A 19,745-nucleotide genomic window follows, 5' to 3' on the forward strand; every position below is an offset into this window, starting at 1 on the left:
ATCGTGTCGCCCTCCATAGGATCGCAAATCGCAATGACGTCCGGAACCTGTCCCGGAAAGAGTTTGCGCCACATGCCATCGAACGTCTCCGGAGCAGTCTGAATACGCATGCTGGCTACCGCTTCCGGTGTCRCTAACGCCTTCGCATCAGGAAAGCGGTTAAGGAGGACTTTCAGTCCTAGGAAGTGATCACCATGCGCATGKGTKACGTAGATGGTTCGGAGCGTCTTGCCCGTGCTCGCAATCTTGTCTGCTAATTCCTCGTTTTGCGCTATGGTCAGGAACGTGTCGACCAGTACAGCATCGCTCTTCCCAGAAATCAGCGTGGAAGAGTTAGCAACCCACATAAGGGATTCTTTTCCCGGCGGAATGTCCCTATTGAGACCCAGACGGGTGGCAGTGAACACTTGGTAACTCAGACCGCTCGCGCTTTCCGCACTAGCGATAAGGGGTAGCGCGGGCATAAGGCACAGTGCACCCAGCTTCAGCACATTTCTACGATTCATCTCTCAGCCTCTAATTGAAACTTCGGCAATCCAATACGCCGCACAAGATTCCGGAACTTCTCCTTGCGAGTCAAAATTTTGAAGAACGTGATCGAACCTTCCCCAAACCGACAGTATATGACCGGTCATCTTAGTTTTCAAGGGCAGAATTTCGTGTGCATCGGTTCGATCTCCGGGGTCGTATAGATTCATGTTTGTATCGAGGGAGGAACTGGAGGGCTATCACTTTTCCCCGTGCGACGCAGGATCTCCTCGCTTGTGTGACAATGCGACGCATCGACGCGTGCGCTACTTGCGACATGGTCGACCGTCAATAGTAAGCGGAGTCGATTGTTGATGACATTTTTCTCCCCAGCCTTAATCTCCGAATGGGGAACGTGGGTAGTATTTCTCAGCGTCCTGGTGACCCAACTTKGCGCGCCGGTTCCCGCGGCACCGATGCTTCTCCTAGCTGGCTCTCAGGTAGCKGCTGGTTTCGTCTCCTTCGGTTCAGTATTCTTGGCCGCGGTCACCGCTGTTCTCATTTCGGATGGACTATGGTTTGCGCTTGGACGGCTGTATGGTCGGCGTCTCCTCGCACGGTTAGTCCGAGTATCTCTATCGCTGGACTCGAGCCTACGGAAGGCCACCGCCTGGTTCGAGCGTTATGGGGCACCACTGCTGCTTGTAGCKAAGTTCGTCCCTGGTCTTGGACTTATCGCGTCTCCGCTCCTTGGTACCACCAAGATTGACCGAAGAGTTTTTCTCTCGTGGGACATCGCTGGCGGCGCGATGTGGTCAGGGGTGTGGCTCGCTGGAGGAACGCTATTTGGTTCACAGTTGACCAGGATGATGTCCCTGGTGAGTGCGCAGGGCGTAACTGTTGCCGAAGTTCTCCTTGCTGTCGCGGCGTTGTTTGTGGCATACCGATGGATTCAGCGGCTACGTTTCCGTCGCTGGCTCGCGCATATTCGGATTACACCTCATCAGCTTGATGAGATGATGCGGTCAGAGCGTCCGCCTGTCATTCTCGATGCTCGCCCACAAGCGGTGCGCCATGCAGAACCACACGGCATCCCGGGCGCAATACCAATTGACTTGGCTTCACCCGAGAAAGTCGATCAGGCGCTACTCGAACGTGATCTTGTGGTCTATTGCGTTTGCCCTAACGAAGCAACGGCGAAGACGATTTCGCAACAAATGCGTCGAAAGGGATTTCGGCACGTGCGTGCGTTGAAAGGCGGCCTTGATGCTTGGGAACATCACGGTTATCCGGTAGAACAGCTCTCGCTGACGACCGAGAAAGAGGGCGTTGGAGAGGATGACAAGAACAATATGACCGTGCGCGCCATAGCTCCGAATTGAGAGCCAAGGACGGCAGGAATACGAACTCATGCTAGTCCTCGCCACCGGATCGGGCTTCTCTACTCGCCGCCGGTAATGTCAGCGTCTAAGCAAGATCGCGCACCTGCCGCGCTCGGATTGCGAGCGAACGAGTGAAGCCGTCGTGCCAGGTCTGCTCGAAGGCCGATTGTGCCGGAGGGTTTTCCAGAGCGACTCGTGCKAACGCGTCGGCGCTATTTCTGCAGCCCTTCCAAKGAGGCACGCAACAGCCGGCCACGGTGAAAGATGCCGGGTCTTTCCTGCAGGTCGCAGGCGTTAAGAACGTCGTTAGCGATCAGAATTTGCTGTGCGGCGAATCAATCAGCGATCCGACCGCTATACGTCTTGGGGAATTTCACGGTCCTACATGGGCCGGGCCGGCGTAGTGACAAGTGTAGCCGGATCGGAGGGCACATCACGTCGATCGCGCTGTCGACTGTCAGAGTCTTCGGCGGGCCGCATCAGATTGCGGTGATTGTGCAACCCGCAGCAGACAGACGCGTGGATCAGAAATGCTCCAGTTGCATCGGGCAAGGCGAGATCCCCGGGTGAAATGCTTGTGGCTGGTATCGTCGAGGGTTCTGAGGGCTACCGGTCAAACTCGCTGGACGCGTAAACCTTCGTCAGGCTACCTTGGCCAAAAGTTCATCGAGGGCTGCCGGCATCCAGGCGGCGCCGGTCCATCTTTCGAGGTGAAGGTCACGGAGCGGAATCGCTGTCAGCGCGCCGACCCAGTCGGTGGGGGCCGCGCCGCAACGCAGGCCGCTGGCGACCATCTCCATGGCCTCGCGCACATCGATATCGGCCACACGTGTCACCGTCGGCCACGGCAGCAGGCGTATGTCCCCCTCAGGCAAGCCAAAGCGGTACAGGCCAAACCGCGCATGTAGCGCGGCACGCGAAAGCAATTGCTTCGCTCCACTCAATCTGTTGTCAGCCAAGGCGGACGGGTCCCACTGCTGATTGCGTGAGAACCACAGTATTTCGTCGCCCGAACGCGGTGCTGTCGCGTGCGTAACTGCCGGCATCAGCCGCCTCGAGTGCGCAATAGCGACGAGGAGCGTCCCTATTGTGTAGTGCCAGACGTAACCGTTATCGCTATCCATAACACGCCTTGCTCTCCAAGATCTTCTCCCGTCGTCCATGAACGCCGGCGCGCGGTGGTTGAGTTCAAAACTTTGGGGGCTGTGCAAAACCCACGAGCATTTCCTCGTTGGCGTGCGATCACAGTGCCGAGATCCCGCCGTCAACGGCCACGGCCTGTCCCGTCAGATGCGAATCTTCCCTCGCGCATAGCGTCAGCATCGTGGCGACAAATTTCCTTGGGTCGGCGTACCAGGCCCTGATCCCATGCCGTCCGTCCTTCAATCAACCTTTGTATAATATGACTGGTCAGCTTGCAAGACAAGTACCGTAGCTACCGTTGAGTAGCTCATAGGCACATTGCGCAACAATCTGTGCCGGATACGGTCCATGCCACCCGTGGAGCTGCCCTATGCAGGCCGCGTTAGAAGAGTCCGGCGGGCGTCCGTACGCACTCAATTCGAGGATCGGCTCCTCGCATATCCACCGCGAAGGCGGTCTCTGTAATGGGGAAGGGTATCCTCCCCGCCACCCGCGTAATGCGTCCTCAGTAACTGCACGGATGAATGGTCGACGCGAGTCGATCGCAGCAGCGGGTTCATGCGGGTATGTTGCTCTTGACGCTGTCCTCGTGATGAACTATCGTCCGTTAACTAAACGATAGTTCATCAATAAAGGAGGGCGACAGGATGGATGCAAAAGAGCAGAAGGTAGCGCTCGTAATMGGAGCGGGCGACTCGACAGGTGGAGCGATTGCCCGACGTTTCGCCGCGGAAGGCATGGTTGCCTGCGTAACCCGCCGTTCTGCGGATAAGCTCGAGCCGTTGGTCGAGTCGATTCGGAGTACAGGGGGTACGGCCTACGCCTTTGGCACGGATGCGCGCAAGGAAGATGAGGTTGTGGCACTTATCGAAAAGATCGAGTCTGAGATTGGACCAATCGAAGTGCTCGTCTTCAACATCGGAGCCAATGTGCCTAGTTCAATCCTTGAGGAGACCGCGCGCAAGTACTTCAAGATMTGGGAAATGGCCTGCTTTTCAGGTTTCCTGAATGCCCGGGAAGTGGCCCGACGCATGGTCAGGCGACAACGGGGCACCATTCTCTTTACGGGTGCGACTGCAGGGCTGCGAGGTAAAGAGAATTACGCTGCTTTTTCAGGTGCGAAGCATGCTCTACGCGCGCTTGCACAAAGCATGGCGCGCGAACTCGGGCCCAAGAATATTCACGTCGCACATATTGTGGTCGATGGCGCTATCGACACCGAGTTCATTCGCTCGACTTTCCCTGACCGTTATGCATTGAAAGACCAAGATGGCATCCTGAACCCGGAGCATATCGCAGAGAACTATTGGTACCTCCATTCTCAGCCGCGTGATGCCTGGACATTCGAGTTGGACCTGCGTCCCTGGATCGAAAACTGGTAATCAAATCAGCTTGTCGTCTTCTGCTATTGATCCTGCATGTCGGCTCAGATTGCCAGCGAGAGGAAGTCCCGGACGACCGAAAGTCGGTGCCCCTTCGTCTATACGGATCAATAGAGCGGCGACTTGTGTCTGCCCATATTGTCATCATTAGGAGCGTAGTGTGCGCGAAGCAGTCATTGTTTCTACGGCGCGGACCGGGATCGGTCGTGCTTATAAGGGTTCCCTGAACAACACGAAATCGCCTTCCCTAATCGGCCACGTTCTTGCGCATGCGGTTCAACGCGCAGGAGTAGCGCCGGAAGAGATCGAGGACGTCGTTGTCGGTACATCGATGCCTGGAGGTACAGCGGGGATGAATCTTGGCCGCCTTGGTGCTCTGGCCGGCGGATTGCCAATCAGCGTCGCTGGACAGACCATTGACCGCCAGTGCGCCTCTGGCTTGATGGCCGTGGCCACGGCGGCCAAGCAGATTATGGCGGACGGTATGGATGTAGTTGCCGCAGGCGGGCAAGAGAGCATCTCGCTGGTGCAGGACCGCTTTGTCGAATGGATGGCTAGTGCCGCTGATCCGGCTTTGACGGAACGAGTTCCCCACGCATATATGCCTATGCTGCAGACGGCCGAATTCGTAGCCCGTAAGTACGGCATTTCGCGGGAGGCCCAGGATGTCTACGCAGCAGAGTCGCAGCGGCGTACTGCCTTTGCTCAGGAGAGGGGGCTTTTTGCGGATGAGATCGTGCCAATCAGGACTTCGATGGCCATCCAGGACAAGGACACGGGGGAGATCAGTTTCCGTGAGGTGACACTTGATCGAGATGAAGGAAACCGTCCCGGCACAACGGTGGAAGCATTGGGAACGCTTAGGACTGCAATTGACGGTGGCGTAGTTACCGGTGGCAATGCCAGTCAACTATCTGACGGTGCGTCCGCCTCCATCCTGATGGAACGCCGCTTGGCTGAGCGCCGTGGTTTGCAGCCTTTGGGAATTTATCGCGGCATTGCAGTCGCTGGCTGTGCGCCAGAGGAGATGGGGATTGGCCCAGTCTTCGCGGTCCCCAAGCTCTTGGAGCGCCATGGCCTGAAGGTAGGGGATATTGGACTGTGGGAGCTGAATGAAGCGTTTGCAAGCCAAGTCATCTACTGTCGGGATCGTCTTGATATCGATCCGGAGCGCCTCAACGTCAATGGTGGTGGCATTTCAATCGGTCATCCATACGGTATGACGGGGGCGAGGCTTGTTGCTCATGCATTGATCGAAGCCAAAAGGCGTAGTGAAAAGTATGTGGTTGTCACCATGTGCATCGGCGGCGGGATGGGTGCTGCGGGACTGTTCGAAGTGGCGTAGAGCGTTAATCGGCGTGGTGCAACGGCAGAATTGCTCAAGGCGATTTGCAAAAAGTCCGCTGGCACAAGCAGAAATCCATCCGGAAATCTTCATGAAATATATGACGTCTAAAGACCAGAATGCATCACACGACGACGCAAAGAAGTTTTCCCTATTCGTATTGAACTCGGCCGTTGAGCTAGCCGGTGTCATTACGATTGAGGCGCGTTCGGCAGGCGACGCGAGGGAGCGGTTCGAAGCCACACGGTCGGCCGACCAACACCTGATATCGGTACTGTCTGAATGTTCTCAGACATCATGGCACTCTCGGAGAAGCTGACCACCCTCTTGCACCGGCGTCGAGCCACACACGCACGGCCTGCGGGCCGTCGCTACATTTCACACAGACTTCACTATGCTCGTTGTCCAGGAGACATCATGAGTGCCCCACGTGTCCAGTTCCACTTTGATTTCGGTAGTCCAAATTCCTATCTTAGCCACAAGGTCATTCCGGCTATTGAGGCACGTCAAGATGTCGAGTTTGAGTATGTTCCGGTGCTACTTGGCGGAATTTTCAGACTAACAGGAAACCGATCGCCAGCCGAAGCCTTTGGGGGAATCAAGAACAAGCCGGAGTATGCGGAGCTGGAGATGCAACGCTTTGTCGCCAGGCACGGTCTGACGGCGTTCCAACATAACCCCTTTTGGCCTATCAATACCTTGCAGATAATGCGTGGCGCCGTGGCCGCCCAAAAGAACGACACCTTTATGTCCTACGTGAATGTCGTCTTCGAGAATATGTGGGAGCAAGGGTTGAAAATGGATGATCCGGCCGTCATCGCTACGGCGCTCGATGCTGTCGGTTTGGACGGTAAGGGATTTCAGGAGCGCATCGCAGATTCCGAAGTCAAACAGATTTTGCTAGAAAACACCGAGAACTCCTTTTCCCGCGGCGCGTTTGGCTCGCCAACATTCTTCGTCGGTGATGAAATGTTCTTCGGAAAAGATCAGTTGCGGGACGTTGAGGAGGAGATTCAAAAGACGAAAGCACGCAAGAAATAGATGAGTACGAAAAAAGGCAGGTACAAATAAAAAACCGCGCAACCATGATGATGGTGATATCGCAGCGGAAGAGGAGACAACATATGGAACGTCGATCGTTCTTGGCGGCTGTAGGTGCAGCATGGTTCGGAGGCACGACATTTGCAAGCCATCTAGCTCTTGCGCAGGAAGCAAAGAAGTACCMGAACAAGATTATCCGCGTGGTAGTGCCGTTTCCCGCGGGAGGGGCGACCGACAATCTCGCGCGTGCGTTGGGCCAAGAGCTCACGAAGGCAACGGGGCAGGTTGTCGTAGTCGACAACAAGCCTGGAGGTTCGACGATTGTCGGCTCAAGCGCTGTCGCTCATGCAGCGCCGGACGGCTACACACTCTTGCTGACACTCAGTGACGCGCTAACGCTGGTTCCATATACGATCAAGACACCATACGACCCAGTTCAAGATTTCACGCCTGTGGCGCAGATTGCTCGCACGCCAGGCGTCATGTACATGCACCCTTCGGTTCCCGCCACAGATCTCGCTGGGCTGGTCACTTGGATGAAGGCCAATCCAGGGAAGACGAACTTCGCCTCTGTCGGCCCCGGCACATCATCGCACTTAGCTGGCCTGTTATTCAATCAGTTGGCCGGAGTCGACATGCGGCATATTGGCTACAAGGGTTCGGCTCCGGCTCTCCAGGATCTACTCGGCGGGCAAGTTCAGGTCATGTTCGACGTGATGTCGACCGTGATGCCGTACGTCGAAAAAGGGAGATTGCGAGCTATGGCGATCAGCAGCCCAGCAAGGACCAAGCTTGCACCAGGAGTTCCGACGTTCAGGGAATTGGGATACCAGGGCATGGAGCAACTTGCCGTTAGCTTTGACCTGTACGCCCCACGAGGAATGGACAGGGAGCTGGCTGTTCACGTCAATGCGCTTGTGAAAGGGGTGCTGAACGCGCCAGTATTCGGCGAAAGATTCGAGCAGTTACGGCTGCTGCCACCCGATTTAGGGGATGTGGACAGTCTCACAAAGCAACTCGGCCAGGATCGGGAGAGGTGGGGCGAATTCATTCGCAGGCTTGGTTACAAGCCAGAGGTCTAGTCGCKGATTCATCGCCCGCTTCAATGCTGAGCCGCGGTGCGATGCGCCCGTCGAATATTCCCGCGGATTTACTACACACGAGATCTGGAGACTATGAACGAATTCCCCAATCCTACGCAGATGCAATCTCAGGATTTGCTGCCGCGGTCTGTCGTTACGGCTTTTACGAGCCTGCCGGACATGATTCACCAATGCGCCGCTGCGTGTGGAGAGCATCCGGCCATCATCTGTGAGGGAGAGACGGTCAGTTTTGCCGCGTTCGACGCCATCGTTGGCCGCTGCGCCGCGTCACTGCAACGCGATAGCATCGTCCCGCAGGACACCATCGCTATCTGCGCAAAGAGCTCCGTCCGCTATGCCGCCGTCTTCTTTGGTAGCCTGCGCGCGGGGGCCTCGGTGGCGCCGCTATCGCCTGATGCGCACCCTGATAGCCTCGCAAGCATGATCGCCAATTCCGGGGCGCGCATTGTCTTTATTGATGGGCCCGTCGAAYAGGTACTGGCGATGGCAAAGCTGCCGACGGGAATCCGCTTCATCCGAGTCGACACCCAGGAGTACGACGCGTGGCTCGCCCCTAAGGGCAGCGCGTCGTGGCCTGTTKACATCCAGCCGGAATGGGCCTTCAACATCATCTACTCGTCCGGCACCACTGGCACGCCCAAGGGAATCGTACAGTCGCACGCAATGCGCCACGCTTACACCGTGCGCAGCGCAGAGCGCGGCTACGGACCCGATGCGGTCACGATGATCTCCACACCGCTGTACTCCAACACCACGCTGGTTAGCTTTATCCCGACGCTAGCACTGGGAGGCACAGTCATCTTGATGCCGAAGTTCGATGCATCCCAATATCTCGAGCTTGCTCAACGTTGCCGTGCCACGCATACCATGCTGGTACCGGTGCAGTACAAGCGCTTGCTGGAGGATCCGGACTTCGATCGCTACGATCTTTCCTCGCTGCACAACCGCTTCTGCACCAGTGCTCCTTTTTCCGCGGCGCTCAAGGCAGATATCCTGCGACGCTGGCCAGGCGAGCTCACGGAGTTTTACGGTATGACGGAGGGCGGGGCGACATTCGAACTGCGAGCGCATGAATATCCCGATAAGCTCCACACCGTMGGAAGGCCAATCTCCGGTGACGAAGTGCGCATTATCGATTCGGAAGGCCGCGAACTCGAGCTTGGCGAGGTTGGCGAACTCGTGGGCCGCTCGCCTGCCATGATGACCGGCTACTACAAGCAGCCCGAAAAGACGGCTGAAGCAGAGTGGTACGACAGCGAGGGCCGCCGGTTCATTCGCACAGGTGACGTTGGCCGTTTTGATGAGGACGGCTTTMTCGTGCTAATGGACCGACGAAAGGACATGATTATTTCTGGTGGCTTCAACATCTATCCAAGCGACCTGGAGCAGGTGCTTGTGAATCACCCTAATGTTTCCGAGGCGGCAGTTATTGGCGTGCCGTCGGAACGGTGGGGCGAGACTCCTGTCGCCTTTGTCACTCTGCGCGCCGGGGCGCAACAGTTGGGCGAGGGATTGCAGGCTTGGGCCAATGAGCGCATCGGCAAGATGCAGCGCCTGGCGGACCTCGTTATCGTCGATTCATTGCCCCGCAGTCCGATTGGTAAGGTGCTAAAGCGCGAGCTTCGTGCCTCCTACAACGACAACCGTCCTCTCGCCTGATGACAGTGCCGGGCAGGCGACTCGAGCACGCCGAAGGCGGCACTTTGTTTCAGTGATACCGGTAGTGTTGGGGCGGTTCCTGTCCAACCCCGCATGCGCGTAGCGAAAGAAGCCGACACCATTGCATTTCTAAGACTGAACACGTGAACATTATGAAGACTCGTATTACCGAGATGTTTGGCATCCGACATCCAATCATTCAGGGCGGTATGCACTATGTCGGACTCGCCGAGATGGCGTCCGCAGTTTCGAATGCCGGCGGTCTCGGAATCATTACCGCTCTGACACAAAAGACGCCGGAGCTACTGGCACGCGAAATTGCGCGCTGCRCTGCCATGACCGACAAGCCGTTTGGCGTGAATCTGACGTTCCTGCCTACTTTCGCCGCGCCGCCCTATGCAGAATATATCGCCGCGATCCGCGAAGGGGGCGTGCGCATTGTCGAGACCGCCGGTCGCAGCCCGCAAGAATTCATGCCTTTGCTCAAGGCAGCCGGTATCAAGGTTATTCACAAGTGCACTTCTGTGCGGCATGCGCTGAAGGCTGAGCAGATTGGCTGTGACGCGGTTAGCGTCGATGGCTTCGAGTGCGGTGGACATCCAGGGGAAGACGATGTGCCCAACATGATCCTGTTGCCCAGAGCCGCGGATGAACTAAAGATTCCCTTTGTGGCATCAGGCGGCATGGCGGACGCACGCAGTCTTGTCGCGGCGCTAGCGCTTGGCGCCGATGGTATGAATATGGGAACCCGGTTCGTCGCTACAAAGGAAGCGCCAGTACATGAAAACGTCAAGCAGGCCATTGTCAGCGCATCAGAACTTGATACTCGCCTTGTTATGCGCCCGCTGCGCAATACGGAGCGAGTCTTAAGCAACGCGGGCGTCGAGCGGATCCTGGACATCGAGCGGGAAAAGGGGGGGAAACTGCAAATCGATGATATCTACGAACAGGTAGCTGGAGTTTATCCCAGGGTCATGGTCGATGGGGACATGGACGCGGGTGCCTGGAGTTGCGGCATGGTGGCGGGCCTGATTCGAGATGTCCCGACCGTACAGGCCTTGATCGATCGGATTATGGATGAGGCCGAACAGTTGATTGCGCATCGCCTCGCGCGGCTCCTGTCAGATCGTCGCGGTTAGTTAAACGTACATCATCGCGTCTGGACGCCGTTCGCTGTGGGATTAGTCGGTCGCACTTCAATTCCTAGCCAGGGCGTCCGCAGATGCTGTGCCTGCAACCAAATGCTATGTTMTCCGCCATGTCTTCATCATTGAAAAACGTCGAAAGCCTTTATACGAGAGTGCGGCTGATCGCGCGATGAAGTTTCAGGCGAACGCTGGGTGCTACTAATTTTGCGCGAGGTATTACAGGGCGGGAGACACTACAATCAGTTCGAAAGGTCGCTAGGCATCGCGCCGAACATGCTCAGCCGACGGCTGCGCTCCTTAGAGGCCCTAACAAAATGATCCTGCAGGGCTGCTAACTTCAAGCGACCTTTGCTAACCTTTGCGTTGTGTTAAGTCTTGGTGAGCGGTTCGAGTTGCTCGATGGACCGCCCAAGGAAGCGGCGGCTAGACGCGAGAATCTGCTGTCTAGTCCTGTCTGATTCAACCACTCGTGCGAGCAAGATGGCGCCCACGCACTGCGCTAGCAAAGCCCAGGCTGCATCAGAATCATCCAGGCGATTCTTCCAACTGCTCTGCAGCTTTCTTGCACTTTGCTCTACGGAGCTGCGGACTGAGGCGTCGGCCCTCGCAATCTCTGGTCCCAAGGTCGGTAGGGCGCAGCCTGTTTCTGGATGCAGCACATGAGAACTGCTCAAGTAACTGCGGATACGTTTCACAAAATGATCTTCATCTGTCTCTTTGCCCGCAAGCATTTCCGTGCTGTTGGAAAGCTCTTGCTCGATAACAGCAGCAAACAACTCCGCCTTCGAATCGAAATGACTATAGAAAGCGCCGCCGGTGAGCCCAATCGCCTTCATCAAGGCATCGACGCCTGTTGAATCGAATCCGCCCGTCTTGGCTATCGCTCGGCTGCTGTTCAGAATCTTCTCTCGTGTCTCCTGCTTGTGAGTGCTTGAGTACCGCATTCCGTTCACCATGAATGAGTCAATGTGTGGAAATTATAGCATTACGATCGTTTAGGAAAACGACCGCCACGCCGGCAGGCATTGGCATAGCCCAACACCGGCGCGCTGCGGTACTTGTAGGCCTGACCTAGGTCCCTGCGGCGTTCCCTGCCATGAATACCTGTTGACATGCTCCTGTACGTAACCTACGATCGTTTACCAAACGAACGTTAAACTACAGTCGAACCAGCTGGTGGCGTTTCCCCTTCGAGGGGGGTCCACGAGATGACAAGCGAGATAGAATTCGTCATGCAGCCTGGCAGGCACTGTGCGATACAGCCCACGGATTCAACCGGGGTATAACAACTATCAAGGAGACATTGAAATGGAAGCCAAGCGCTGGCATGGATCCTATCCGCCCGAGATGCCAACTGAGATTGAGATCGACGAAGAGGCGACGCTAGKATCAAAGATTGCGCAGGTAGTCAACTTGTTCGCGGACCGTCCATCGCTCACTTGCTTGGAAGAGTCGCTGACCTTTAGAGAACTTGGTCTCCTATCCGAGGCGCTTGCTACCTTCTTCCAACAGTCGGGATTGAAGAAAGGCGACCGGGTAGCCCTGATGCTGCCAAGTTGTCCTGCGTTCATGATCGGCCTGGCAGCCGTATTCCGAGCGGGGATGGTGGCGGTTCCGGTCAATCCTCTATATACGCCACGGGAACTTAAGTACCAGCTACAGGATTCTGGCGCTACCTGCATTATTGTCGCGGAGCAGTTGCAGCAGTCATTGCAGCAAGTACTGGCCGAAACCAGCATCGCGCAGGTATTAACAGCGACTGTTGTCGGACTGGGGGCGATTGTTGGCGAACTCGCGGCGACTGATGCTGAGCCTGTCCAGCAAGACGAAGCCGACGGCAAAGGGAATGCCAGAGCGTTGGCCGACGCGATCCTGCGTGGAGGCAGGAGCCGACTTGTCGAAGTCACTCAGACGGCTCAAGACATTGCCATTCTGCAGTACACCGGTGGTACGACAGGTCTATCCAAAGGGGCGATTCTCACGCACAAGTCCGTTTGCGCAAGTCTGGCGCAGGTTTCGACTTGGACTGGGTTCGCATTAACCGGAATGAAGGCATCGATGATTACACCGCTGCCTCTCTACCACGTCTTTCCACTCGCGACCGCACTGCTGGGACTGTCGCTAGGTGTTGAAAATCGTCTAGTTCCCAATCCCCGCGATGCCGCTACTGTGATTGCCGAAATGAAGCGGCATCCATTTCAGATTTTCATCGGTGTCAATACCTTGTTCAATACCTTGGTCAACGAACCTGAACTTCAATCGGTCGACTTCAGCGAGACTCGGCTGGTTATTGGTGCAGGGGCGTCAATCCATGAAGCCGTCGCGACGCGTTGGCGCGCAATCGGCGCGCCCGCCGTTACTGAAGCGTACGGTCTGACCGAGACTTCACCCAGCGCTACATTCAATCCTCCCGGCCGAAGTGGAACGATCGGCCTCCCTGCACCATCTACTGATGTTCGGATCGTGAACGAGGGTGGGGATGATGTCTCGCTTGGATCCCCAGGTGAGCTTCTTATCAGGGGGCCACAACTCTTCAACGGCTATTGGAACCGGGAGGAGGAAACAAAGAAGGCGTTTTCTACCGACGGTTGGTTCAAAACGGGGGACATCGTGACCATGGACGAGCAGGGCTTCATGAGAATGGTGGACCGCAAGAAGGACATGATTCTCGTCTCAGGCTTCAACGTTTATCCAAATGAGATTGAGTCTGTCATGGCAATGATGCCGAATGTCTTGGAGTCGGCGTGCATTGGCGTTCCAGATGAACGCTCTGGAGAAGTACCACATCTCTTTGTCGTGCCGCGCGGGGACGTGAACCTAACAACGGAGCAGGTGGAAGCACACTGTCGCGCTCATCTGGCGCCCTATAAGGTGCCGCGGCACATTACGCTAGCGGACTCTCTGCCTAAGTCCACGGTTGGAAAAATCCTACGGAGAGAATTGCGCTCTCGCATGGCACCCGATCGGGAAAGTACGTAGGCTCAGCTGATCGTATCGAATCTCGCATTCTTTCTCAAAAATAAACGGCAACTCGCCAACAATAGCTATGAACGCCTATCACGCTCCAGTTCGCGAATATCAGTTCGTGCTCCACGAACTGCTCGATGTGACAACCCCTCCCGCGTTTTCCGAAGCTGATGACCTGAGTTCCGAGACAATAGACCAGGTGATAGAGGCGGCTGGTCTGTTCGCGACAGAAGTGCTGGCACCATTGAACGACATTGGGGACCGCCAGGGATGCTCCATGCCCTCCGCAGGTGTGGTTACCACACCCGACGGGTTCAAAATGGCGTATCAGCAGTTCATTGAAGCAGGCTGGACGTCGCTGGGATGTAACCCGGAGCATGGCGGTCAAGGTCTACCCAACACCGTGAATGCGGCAGTTCTAGAGATCTTCGCCGGTGCCAACATGGCGTGGGCAGCTTATCCGGGAATGTCACAGGCGGCCTATACTTGTCTAGCTGCAAACGCTACGGCAGCGCAGAAAGAGCTMTACCTGCCGAAGCTGGTATCTGGCGAATGGGCGGGAACGATGTGCTTGACCGAGCCACACGCAKGAACCGATCTTGGACTCTTGCGAACTCGAGCTATTCCGCATGACGATGGCACCTTCGCCATCACGGGTACGAAGATATTTATATCGGGCGGTGAGCACGATCTCACGGACAACATCATCCATCTGGTACTCGCGCGGCTTCCGGACTCTCCGCTTGGCGTCAAGGGCATTTCTCTCTTCCTTGTTCCGAAGATCCTGGTGTCCTCCAAAGGGGAGTTGGGAGAGCGCAACGCGGTCTTTTGCGGTTCTCTCGAGCACAAGATGGKGATTMATGCAAATGCCACGTGCACAATGAACTTTGACGGTGCGACCGGATATCTCGTGGGTGAGGTGAACAAGGGGCTGGCGGCGATGTTCGTCATGATGAACCATGCGCGACTTCTTGTCGGTGTCAATGCAATTGGACTGATGGAAGCGGCGTATCAGAAGGCGCTAGCCTATGCCAAGGATCGTTTGCAAGGCAGGTCTCCAAAGGAATCGGCTAGAAGGGGCCCCGCAGACTCAATTATCGAGCACGCGGATGTGCGTCGTATGCTCCTGACTCAGAAAGCATACGTCGAGGGAGCACGTGCATTCGGATGGTGGGCATGCCAACTTGCTGACACGCAGCATGCCACCAAAGACCCCGAAATCCGCCATCAGGCGGCGGAGCTCTCTGCTCTTGTAACTMCGATTGTGAAGGCATTCAGCAGCGACCTCGCCGTTGAATGCACTAGTCTTGCAATGCAAGTATTTGGTGGGCACGGATACATCGCTGACAATCATGTTGAGCAGTATCTTCGCGATGCGCGAATTATCCCACTCTACGAAGGTGCGAACGGCATTCAGGMTTTGGATTTGCTCGGCCGTAAGGTTCTGATGGATGGCGGTAAGAAGCTTGAGATTTTCCTCAAAATCATCACAGAATTCATTGAAACGCATGCCGCCKACCCAGAAATGGGGGACTTCACAAACTCACTGTCCCGTGCGATCAACCTGCTGCGAAACGCGACGCAGGATGTGTCAGTGCAATCCAAGATCGACCCTCATACTGAAGGGAGTGTCGCTGTCGCGTACTTGCGGCTGGTCGGTCATGTGGGGCTTGGGTGGATGTGGGCCCGTATGGCTGCTCTAGCGTTCTCCAAAAGCCATKATTCTGATCCAATTTATGCGTCAAAGATCGCCACGGCACGTTTCTATTTCAAAAAGCTGCTACCAGAAGTGGATGCTCTTGCAGTGGAGATTGCAACCGGGTCGGGGCCGATCATGGCGATTGATTTCGGCTGAAGCGAGCGATCTTGACGTTTTTGCCCAGGCTGGTGGTTGGTCGCATAGGCTCAGGCAGTTCATCGCGTCGATGTTTGTGACAACGCCTCTGGCTCACGGGCCAGGGGGAAGAATTTGGTAAATATGACGACTCAGACTTCCGTTCCAAGCKATACACTACGCAACAGAAGGACAATTGTCCGGTCTTCAAGAGAGAACGTGATGCGAGTCACGACTCAGTTGGCGAGGATGCACGGGTTGAGCAAGTTCTCGATCAACGAGCTATCGGCACAATTAGGCATTTCGAAGAGCATGGTGTATGACCGCTTTCAGTCGCGAGCAGACCTTATCTCCGAAGTGCTGGTGGAATACTACTCGGCCTTACTCCGCGATGCGAATGACGTGACGCGAAACACCCCAAAAGGGATTCAGCGGCTTGTACGAATCATTGACATGTGGTTGGGCGAGTACGTGCTCAAGGATGGGGGGTGTCTACTGCTTCGTGCCGCTTCCGAATACTGCGCAAGTACTGACGAGCTGACCGGGGAGACAATGCGGTTTGTCGTAAATGGATGGCGTAACTGTCTTGATGTGCAGTTACGCGATGCCGTAGTGTGCGGGGAAATCCCTTCGGACGTAGATACCAGGCTGCTTGGTTTCGAAATCTATGGCTTCGTGCTGGGAATTCATCACGATTGTATTTTTCTAGGGAAACCTGTCTCTTTCAGGGCTGAGGCATTCTCTAAAATCTTTTCAAGGCATGGAATCAATTTGCCTATCAACGCTGCCCTACGAAAGTTTCAATGACGTGATGGGCTTGCGATCTCGGTGACCCGAGATCGCGCCACATGCGTTTGTGCTGCTTATATCGGGGTGTTCTTCGCGGCATGGGCTGTCGCCCACAACGAGCCGGGATTGATCCGATCGGAATAGAGTTCAAACATGCTGTCATAGAGCTCGCGCGCAGTCGTGGTCTGGTGATTCACGCGCTTGAGATTCATGATGTATTGCCGTGTTGTTCTGATATGGCGAGGACTGCTGTCGGGCTCGAGCGGCCCATGGCCCGCTGCGCGGAGAGCCCTACTTGCCGTGGCAGTCGGTCGATGAACACGGCGCCGAACTCGACATTCTGCTGCAGAAGCGGCGCGATGCCTTGTCTCGCGATAGGCAGGTTGACAACGCCATCGCGACGCCTCAAACGGCGCGGCGAACCATCAGCTCCTTGATCTTGCCGATGGCCTTGGTCGGATTCAGCCCCTTCGGGCAGACGTCGACGCAGTTCATGATGCTGTGGCAACGGAACAGGCGGTACGGGTCGTTCAGGTCGTCCAGGCGCTGGCTGGTGGCCTGGTCTTGATCGAGTTGTACTGCTTGAAGAACTGCGTCATGTMGACGATCAGGTCGCGCACGACCGGCAGGCCGGGCAGCGGGCGCAGCACGATGCGGTCCGGCAGCTCGCGCATATTGGTCAGGCACGCCAGGCCGTTCTTGCCGTTGATGTTCATCGCGTCCGAACCGCACACGCCTTCGCGGCAGGAGCGGCGGAACGAGATGGTCTCGTCCAGCTTCTTCAGCTTGACCAGCGCGTCGAGCAGCATGCGCTCGTGACCGTCCAGCTCGACCTCGTAGGTCTGCATGCGGGGAGCTGCATCCTTGTCCGGATCGTAGCGGTAGACTTCGAAAATACGCTTCATTTCTGTGGGTCCTGTTTAGCTCTTCGACGCGGTGCTTAGAAGGTCCGKGCCTTGGGCGGAACGCTTTCCACCGTCAGCGGTTCCATCTTCACCGGCTTGTAGTCGAGGCGATTGCCTTCGCTGTAGAACAGCGTGTGCTTGAGCCAGTTCTGGTCGTCGCGGTTCGGGAAATCGCTGTGCGCGTGCGCGCCRCGCGATTCCTTGCGGGCAGCCGCCGAGATCATGGTTGCCTTGGCCACTTCCACCAGGTTGGCCACTTCCAGGGCTTCCACCAGTGCGGTGTTGAAGACCTTGGACTTGTCCTTCAGGTGGATGTTGGCAGCACGCTCGGTCACTTCCAGGATGCGTTCGACGCCTTCGTCCATCAGCTTCTGCGTACGGAACACGCCCGCATGCGACTGCATGTTCTTGCGGATGTCGTTGGCCACGTCCTGGGTGTACTCGCCCGACGACGACGAYTCCAGCTTGGCCAGGCGCGACATGGCGCGGTCRGCAGCATCGGCCGGCAGCGGCTTGTGCTCTTTCTGCTTGATCGCGGTCGCGGCAATGTGGTTGCCGGCCGCGCGGCCGAACACCACCAGGTCSAGCAGCGAGTTGGTGCCCAGGCGGTTGGCGCCGTGCACCGACACGCASGAGCATTCGCCKATCGCGTAGAAACCGTTCACGACATCGTTGGGGTTGCCGTTCTTCGGCGCCACGACCTGACCATGGATATTGGTCGGGATACCGCCCATCTGGTAATGGATGGTCGGGACGACGGGAATCGGTTCCTTGATCGCATCCACGTTGGCGAACTTCATGCCGATTTCGCGGATCGACGGCAGGCGCTTCATGATGGTGTCCGCACCGACGTGGGTGAGGTCCAGCAGCACGTAGTCGCCGTTCGGGCCGCAGCCACGGCCTTCCTTGATTTCCTGGTCCATCGAGCGCGAGACGAAGTCGCGCGGCGCCAGGTCCTTCAGCGTCGGCGCGTAGCGCTCCATGAAGCGCTCGCCGTCCTTGTTGCGCAGGATACCGCCTTCGCCGCGYACGCCTTCGGTGATCAGCACGCCCGCGCCGGCCACGCCGGTCGGGTGGAACTGCCAGAACTCCATGTCTTCCAGCGGCACGCCTGCGCGCGCYGCCATGCCCAGGCCGTCACCGGTGTTGATGAAGGCRTTGGTCGACGCGGCGTAGATGCGGCCGGCGCCGCCGGTGGCGAACAGCGTGGTCTTGGCCTCGAGGATGTAGACCTCGCCGGTTTCCATTTCCAGCGCGGTCACGCCCAGCACGTCGCCGTCGGCGTCGCGGATCAGGTCCAGCGCCATCCATTCGACGAAGAAATGCGTCTTGGCGCGCACGTTGCGCTGGTACAGCGTGTGCAGCAGCGCGTGGCCGGTACGGTCGGCCGCGGCGCARGCGCGCTGGACCGGCTTCTCGCCGTAGTTCGAGGTGTGGCCGCCGAACGGGCGCTGGTAGATGGTGCCGTCGGGGTTGCGGTCGAACGGCATGCCGAAGTGTTCGAGCTCGTAGACCACCTTGGGCGCTTCACGGCACATGAATTCGATCGCGTCCTGGTCGCCCAGCCAATCGGAACCCTTGATGGTGTCGTAGAAGTGATAGTGCCAATTGTCCTCGCTCATGTTGCCGAGCGAGGCACCGATGCCGCCCTGCGCCGCTACCGTGTGCGAGCGCGTGGGAAACACCTTGGAGAGCACGGCCACGTTCAGGCCGGCTTCCGCGAGCTGGAGGGATGCGCGCATCCCGGCGCCGCCCGCCCCGACGATGACCACGTCAAAGCGACGACGCGGCAATCCTGTCTTGACTGCGACCATTTATTACACCCTCCAGAGAATCTGAGCTGCGTAGCCCGCGCAACCGACGAGCCACAGAATCGTAAGAACTTGCAGCACGAGGCGCACGGCCATCGGCTTCACATAGTCCATCCAGATGTCGCGTACGCCGATCCAGGCGTGGAACAGCAGCGACAGGATGGTGAGGAACGTGATGATCTTCATCCACTGGTTGGAGAAGAGACCTGCCCACGCTTCGTAGGAAGCGCCGTTCGAGAGCAGGAAGGCGACTGCCAGCACGACGGTGAAGACMACCATGATGACAGCGGTGACGCGCTGCGCGAGCCAGTCTTTCAGACCGTAGTGCGCACCGACGACAAGACGCTTGGGACCGATATTATTATTTGCCACCTTGACTCTCCTCAAAACAGGCCGAACAGCTTCAGGCCGAAAATCGCGGTGAGCAACAGGCTGATGACCATCACGGCGACAGCGGACTTGGCCGAGGCCGGCTTGGTCACGCCGACGTGCACGTCGAGCAGCAGGAAACGGATGCCGGCACAGAAGTGGTGGAGGTAACCCCAGATCAGGGCCAGCAGAACCAGCTTGACGAAGCCGCCGGACAGGAGCGCCGAGAACTTTGCGAAACTCAGTTCGGAGGTGACGCTTTGCTCGAACAGCGTCGCCTTGGCCTCAAGTAGCATCTCCGCGGTCGTAGACAGCGGGATGTCGGCGAGGCACGATACGCGGCATTCTGGCCCTTCACTGATATACTGTCCAATATCTATCGCATCTTTCTGATATATA

The 19,745-nt window shown here is 57.0% G+C and carries 17 protein-coding genes and 5 pseudogenes; 13 read left to right on the top strand and 9 right to left on the bottom strand.

The window, feature by feature from the left end:
* Positions 1 to 407 (bottom strand): MBL fold metallo-hydrolase (locus tag AC1DKV_RS32005; RefSeq protein ID WP_477138890.1); only part of this gene is annotated, 407 nt, incomplete at its 3' end.
* Between the two features lie 537 nt (positions 408 to 944).
* Between AC1DKV_RS32005 and AC1DKV_RS32010 the strand changes: the two are divergent.
* Positions 945 to 1,295: pseudogene (locus tag AC1DKV_RS32010) on the top strand (DedA family protein); the annotation flags it as partial.
* Between the two features lie 39 nt (positions 1,296 to 1,334).
* A complete protein-coding gene (locus AC1DKV_RS32015; protein ID WP_477138918.1) occupies positions 1,335 to 1,850 on the top strand; it encodes a thiosulfate sulfurtransferase GlpE in 516 nt (171 codons plus the stop codon).
* 641 nt (positions 1,851 to 2,491) lie between these two features.
* Here the strand turns inward: AC1DKV_RS32015 and AC1DKV_RS32020 are convergent.
* Positions 2,492 to 2,974: a hypothetical protein gene (locus AC1DKV_RS32020; protein WP_441623255.1), complete on the bottom strand. Its 483-nt coding sequence runs from the start codon at positions 2,972 to 2,974 to the stop codon at positions 2,492 to 2,494.
* A gap of 118 nt (positions 2,975 to 3,092) precedes the next feature.
* A pseudogene (locus AC1DKV_RS32025) lies at positions 3,093 to 3,194 on the bottom strand (SDR family NAD(P)-dependent oxidoreductase); the annotation flags it as partial.
* Positions 3,195 to 3,640: 446 nt separating this feature from the next.
* Between AC1DKV_RS32025 and AC1DKV_RS32030 the strand changes: the two are divergent.
* From AC1DKV_RS32030 to AC1DKV_RS32060, 7 genes are all read left to right on the top strand, one after another.
* Entirely contained in the window at positions 3,641 to 4,375 is a 735-nt protein-coding gene (locus tag AC1DKV_RS32030; RefSeq protein ID WP_441623254.1) for an SDR family oxidoreductase, read from the top strand.
* 160 nt (positions 4,376 to 4,535) lie between these two features.
* Positions 4,536 to 5,720: an acetyl-CoA C-acyltransferase gene (locus AC1DKV_RS32035; RefSeq protein ID WP_441623252.1), complete on the top strand. Its 1,185-nt coding sequence runs from the start codon at positions 4,536 to 4,538 to the stop codon at positions 5,718 to 5,720.
* Between the two features lie 417 nt (positions 5,721 to 6,137).
* Positions 6,138 to 6,761, top strand: a complete 624-nt coding sequence (locus tag AC1DKV_RS32040) for a 2-hydroxychromene-2-carboxylate isomerase (RefSeq protein WP_441623250.1) — start codon at positions 6,138 to 6,140, stop codon at positions 6,759 to 6,761.
* An 83-nt stretch (positions 6,762 to 6,844) separates the two neighbouring features.
* Complete coding sequence (locus AC1DKV_RS32045) at positions 6,845 to 7,843, top strand: Bug family tripartite tricarboxylate transporter substrate binding protein (protein ID WP_477138891.1); 999 nt, start codon at positions 6,845 to 6,847, stop codon at positions 7,841 to 7,843.
* Between the two features lie 93 nt (positions 7,844 to 7,936).
* Positions 7,937 to 9,523, top strand: a complete 1,587-nt coding sequence (locus AC1DKV_RS32050; protein WP_477138892.1) for a class I adenylate-forming enzyme family protein — start codon at positions 7,937 to 7,939, stop codon at positions 9,521 to 9,523.
* Between the two features lie 152 nt (positions 9,524 to 9,675).
* Complete coding sequence (locus AC1DKV_RS32055) at positions 9,676 to 10,662, top strand: NAD(P)H-dependent flavin oxidoreductase (RefSeq protein ID WP_477138893.1); 987 nt, start codon at positions 9,676 to 9,678, stop codon at positions 10,660 to 10,662.
* Between the two features lie 201 nt (positions 10,663 to 10,863).
* Complete coding sequence (locus tag AC1DKV_RS32060) at positions 10,864 to 10,989, top strand: winged helix-turn-helix transcriptional regulator (protein ID WP_441623242.1); 126 nt, start codon at positions 10,864 to 10,866, stop codon at positions 10,987 to 10,989.
* A gap of 50 nt (positions 10,990 to 11,039) precedes the next feature.
* Here AC1DKV_RS32060 and AC1DKV_RS32065 read toward each other — a convergent pair whose 3' ends face one another.
* The gene (locus AC1DKV_RS32065; RefSeq protein WP_441623240.1) at positions 11,040 to 11,627 is read right to left on the bottom strand and encodes a TetR/AcrR family transcriptional regulator; all 588 of its coding nucleotides are present in this window, start codon (positions 11,625 to 11,627) and stop codon (positions 11,040 to 11,042) included.
* A gap of 352 nt (positions 11,628 to 11,979) precedes the next feature.
* Between AC1DKV_RS32065 and AC1DKV_RS32070 the strand changes: the two genes are divergently transcribed.
* The 3 genes from AC1DKV_RS32070 to AC1DKV_RS32080 all read left to right on the top strand — a co-directional run bounded on the left by AC1DKV_RS32070 (position 11,980) and on the right by AC1DKV_RS32080 (position 16,279).
* Complete coding sequence (locus AC1DKV_RS32070) at positions 11,980 to 13,650, top strand: AMP-binding protein (RefSeq protein ID WP_477138894.1); 1,671 nt, start codon at positions 11,980 to 11,982, stop codon at positions 13,648 to 13,650.
* 67 nt (positions 13,651 to 13,717) lie between these two features.
* Positions 13,718 to 15,493, top strand: coding sequence for an acyl-CoA dehydrogenase C-terminal domain-containing protein (locus AC1DKV_RS32075; RefSeq protein WP_477138895.1), 1,776 nt, complete (start codon positions 13,718 to 13,720; stop codon positions 15,491 to 15,493).
* A 201-nt stretch (positions 15,494 to 15,694) separates the two neighbouring features.
* The gene (locus tag AC1DKV_RS32080; RefSeq protein ID WP_477138896.1) at positions 15,695 to 16,279 is read left to right on the top strand and encodes a TetR/AcrR family transcriptional regulator; all 585 of its coding nucleotides are present in this window, start codon (positions 15,695 to 15,697) and stop codon (positions 16,277 to 16,279) included.
* Between the two features lie 56 nt (positions 16,280 to 16,335).
* Here the strand turns inward: AC1DKV_RS32080 and AC1DKV_RS32085 are convergent, their stop codons facing one another.
* On the bottom strand, positions 16,336 to 16,473 hold the full coding sequence (locus tag AC1DKV_RS32085) for a hypothetical protein (protein ID WP_441623232.1): 138 nt from the start codon (positions 16,471 to 16,473) through the stop codon (positions 16,336 to 16,338).
* 65 nt (positions 16,474 to 16,538) lie between these two features.
* Between AC1DKV_RS32085 and AC1DKV_RS32090 the strand changes: the two are divergent.
* Positions 16,539 to 16,626: pseudogene (locus tag AC1DKV_RS32090) on the top strand (IS6 family transposase); the annotation flags it as partial.
* Positions 16,627 to 16,666: 40 nt separating this feature from the next.
* Here the strand turns inward: AC1DKV_RS32090 and AC1DKV_RS32095 are convergent.
* The 4 genes and pseudogenes from AC1DKV_RS32095 to sdhC form a co-directional block, all read right to left on the bottom strand.
* Positions 16,667 to 17,166 (bottom strand): annotated as a pseudogene (locus AC1DKV_RS32095) (2Fe-2S iron-sulfur cluster-binding protein).
* Between the two features lie 35 nt (positions 17,167 to 17,201).
* Positions 17,202 to 18,980 (bottom strand): succinate dehydrogenase flavoprotein subunit, encoded by a 1,779-nt coding sequence (gene sdhA / locus AC1DKV_RS32100; protein ID WP_441624475.1) that lies wholly within the window; start codon positions 18,978 to 18,980, stop codon positions 17,202 to 17,204.
* A 3-nt stretch (positions 18,981 to 18,983) separates the two neighbouring features.
* Entirely contained in the window at positions 18,984 to 19,349 is a 366-nt protein-coding gene (gene sdhD / locus AC1DKV_RS32105) for a succinate dehydrogenase, hydrophobic membrane anchor protein (RefSeq protein ID WP_441624477.1), read from the bottom strand.
* A gap of 11 nt (positions 19,350 to 19,360) precedes the next feature.
* A pseudogene (gene sdhC / locus AC1DKV_RS32110) lies at positions 19,361 to 19,621 on the bottom strand (succinate dehydrogenase, cytochrome b556 subunit); the annotation flags it as partial.
* Between the last annotated feature and the right edge of the window lie 124 nt (positions 19,622 to 19,745).

It is taken from the genome of Cupriavidus sp. 05T41 (assembly GCF_056396525.1).

Coding starts and splice junctions, on each gene's coding strand:
- AC1DKV_RS32015 (WP_477138918.1), top strand. CDS start 1,335: ATGATGTCCCTGGTGAGTGCGCAGGGCGTAACTGTTGCCGAAGTTCTC.
- AC1DKV_RS32020 (WP_441623255.1), bottom strand. CDS start 2,974: ATGGATAGCGATAACGGTTACGTCTGGCACTACACAATAGGGACGCTC.
- AC1DKV_RS32040 (WP_441623250.1), top strand. CDS start 6,138: ATGAGTGCCCCACGTGTCCAGTTCCACTTTGATTTCGGTAGTCCAAAT.
- AC1DKV_RS32065 (WP_441623240.1), bottom strand. CDS start 11,627: ATGGTGAACGGAATGCGGTACTCAAGCACTCACAAGCAGGAGACACGA.
- AC1DKV_RS32080 (WP_477138896.1), top strand. CDS start 15,695: ATGCGAGTCACGACTCAGTTGGCGAGGATGCACGGGTTGAGCAAGTTC.
- AC1DKV_RS32085 (WP_441623232.1), bottom strand. CDS start 16,473: ATGAATCTCAAGCGCGTGAATCACCAGACCACGACTGCGCGCGAGCTC.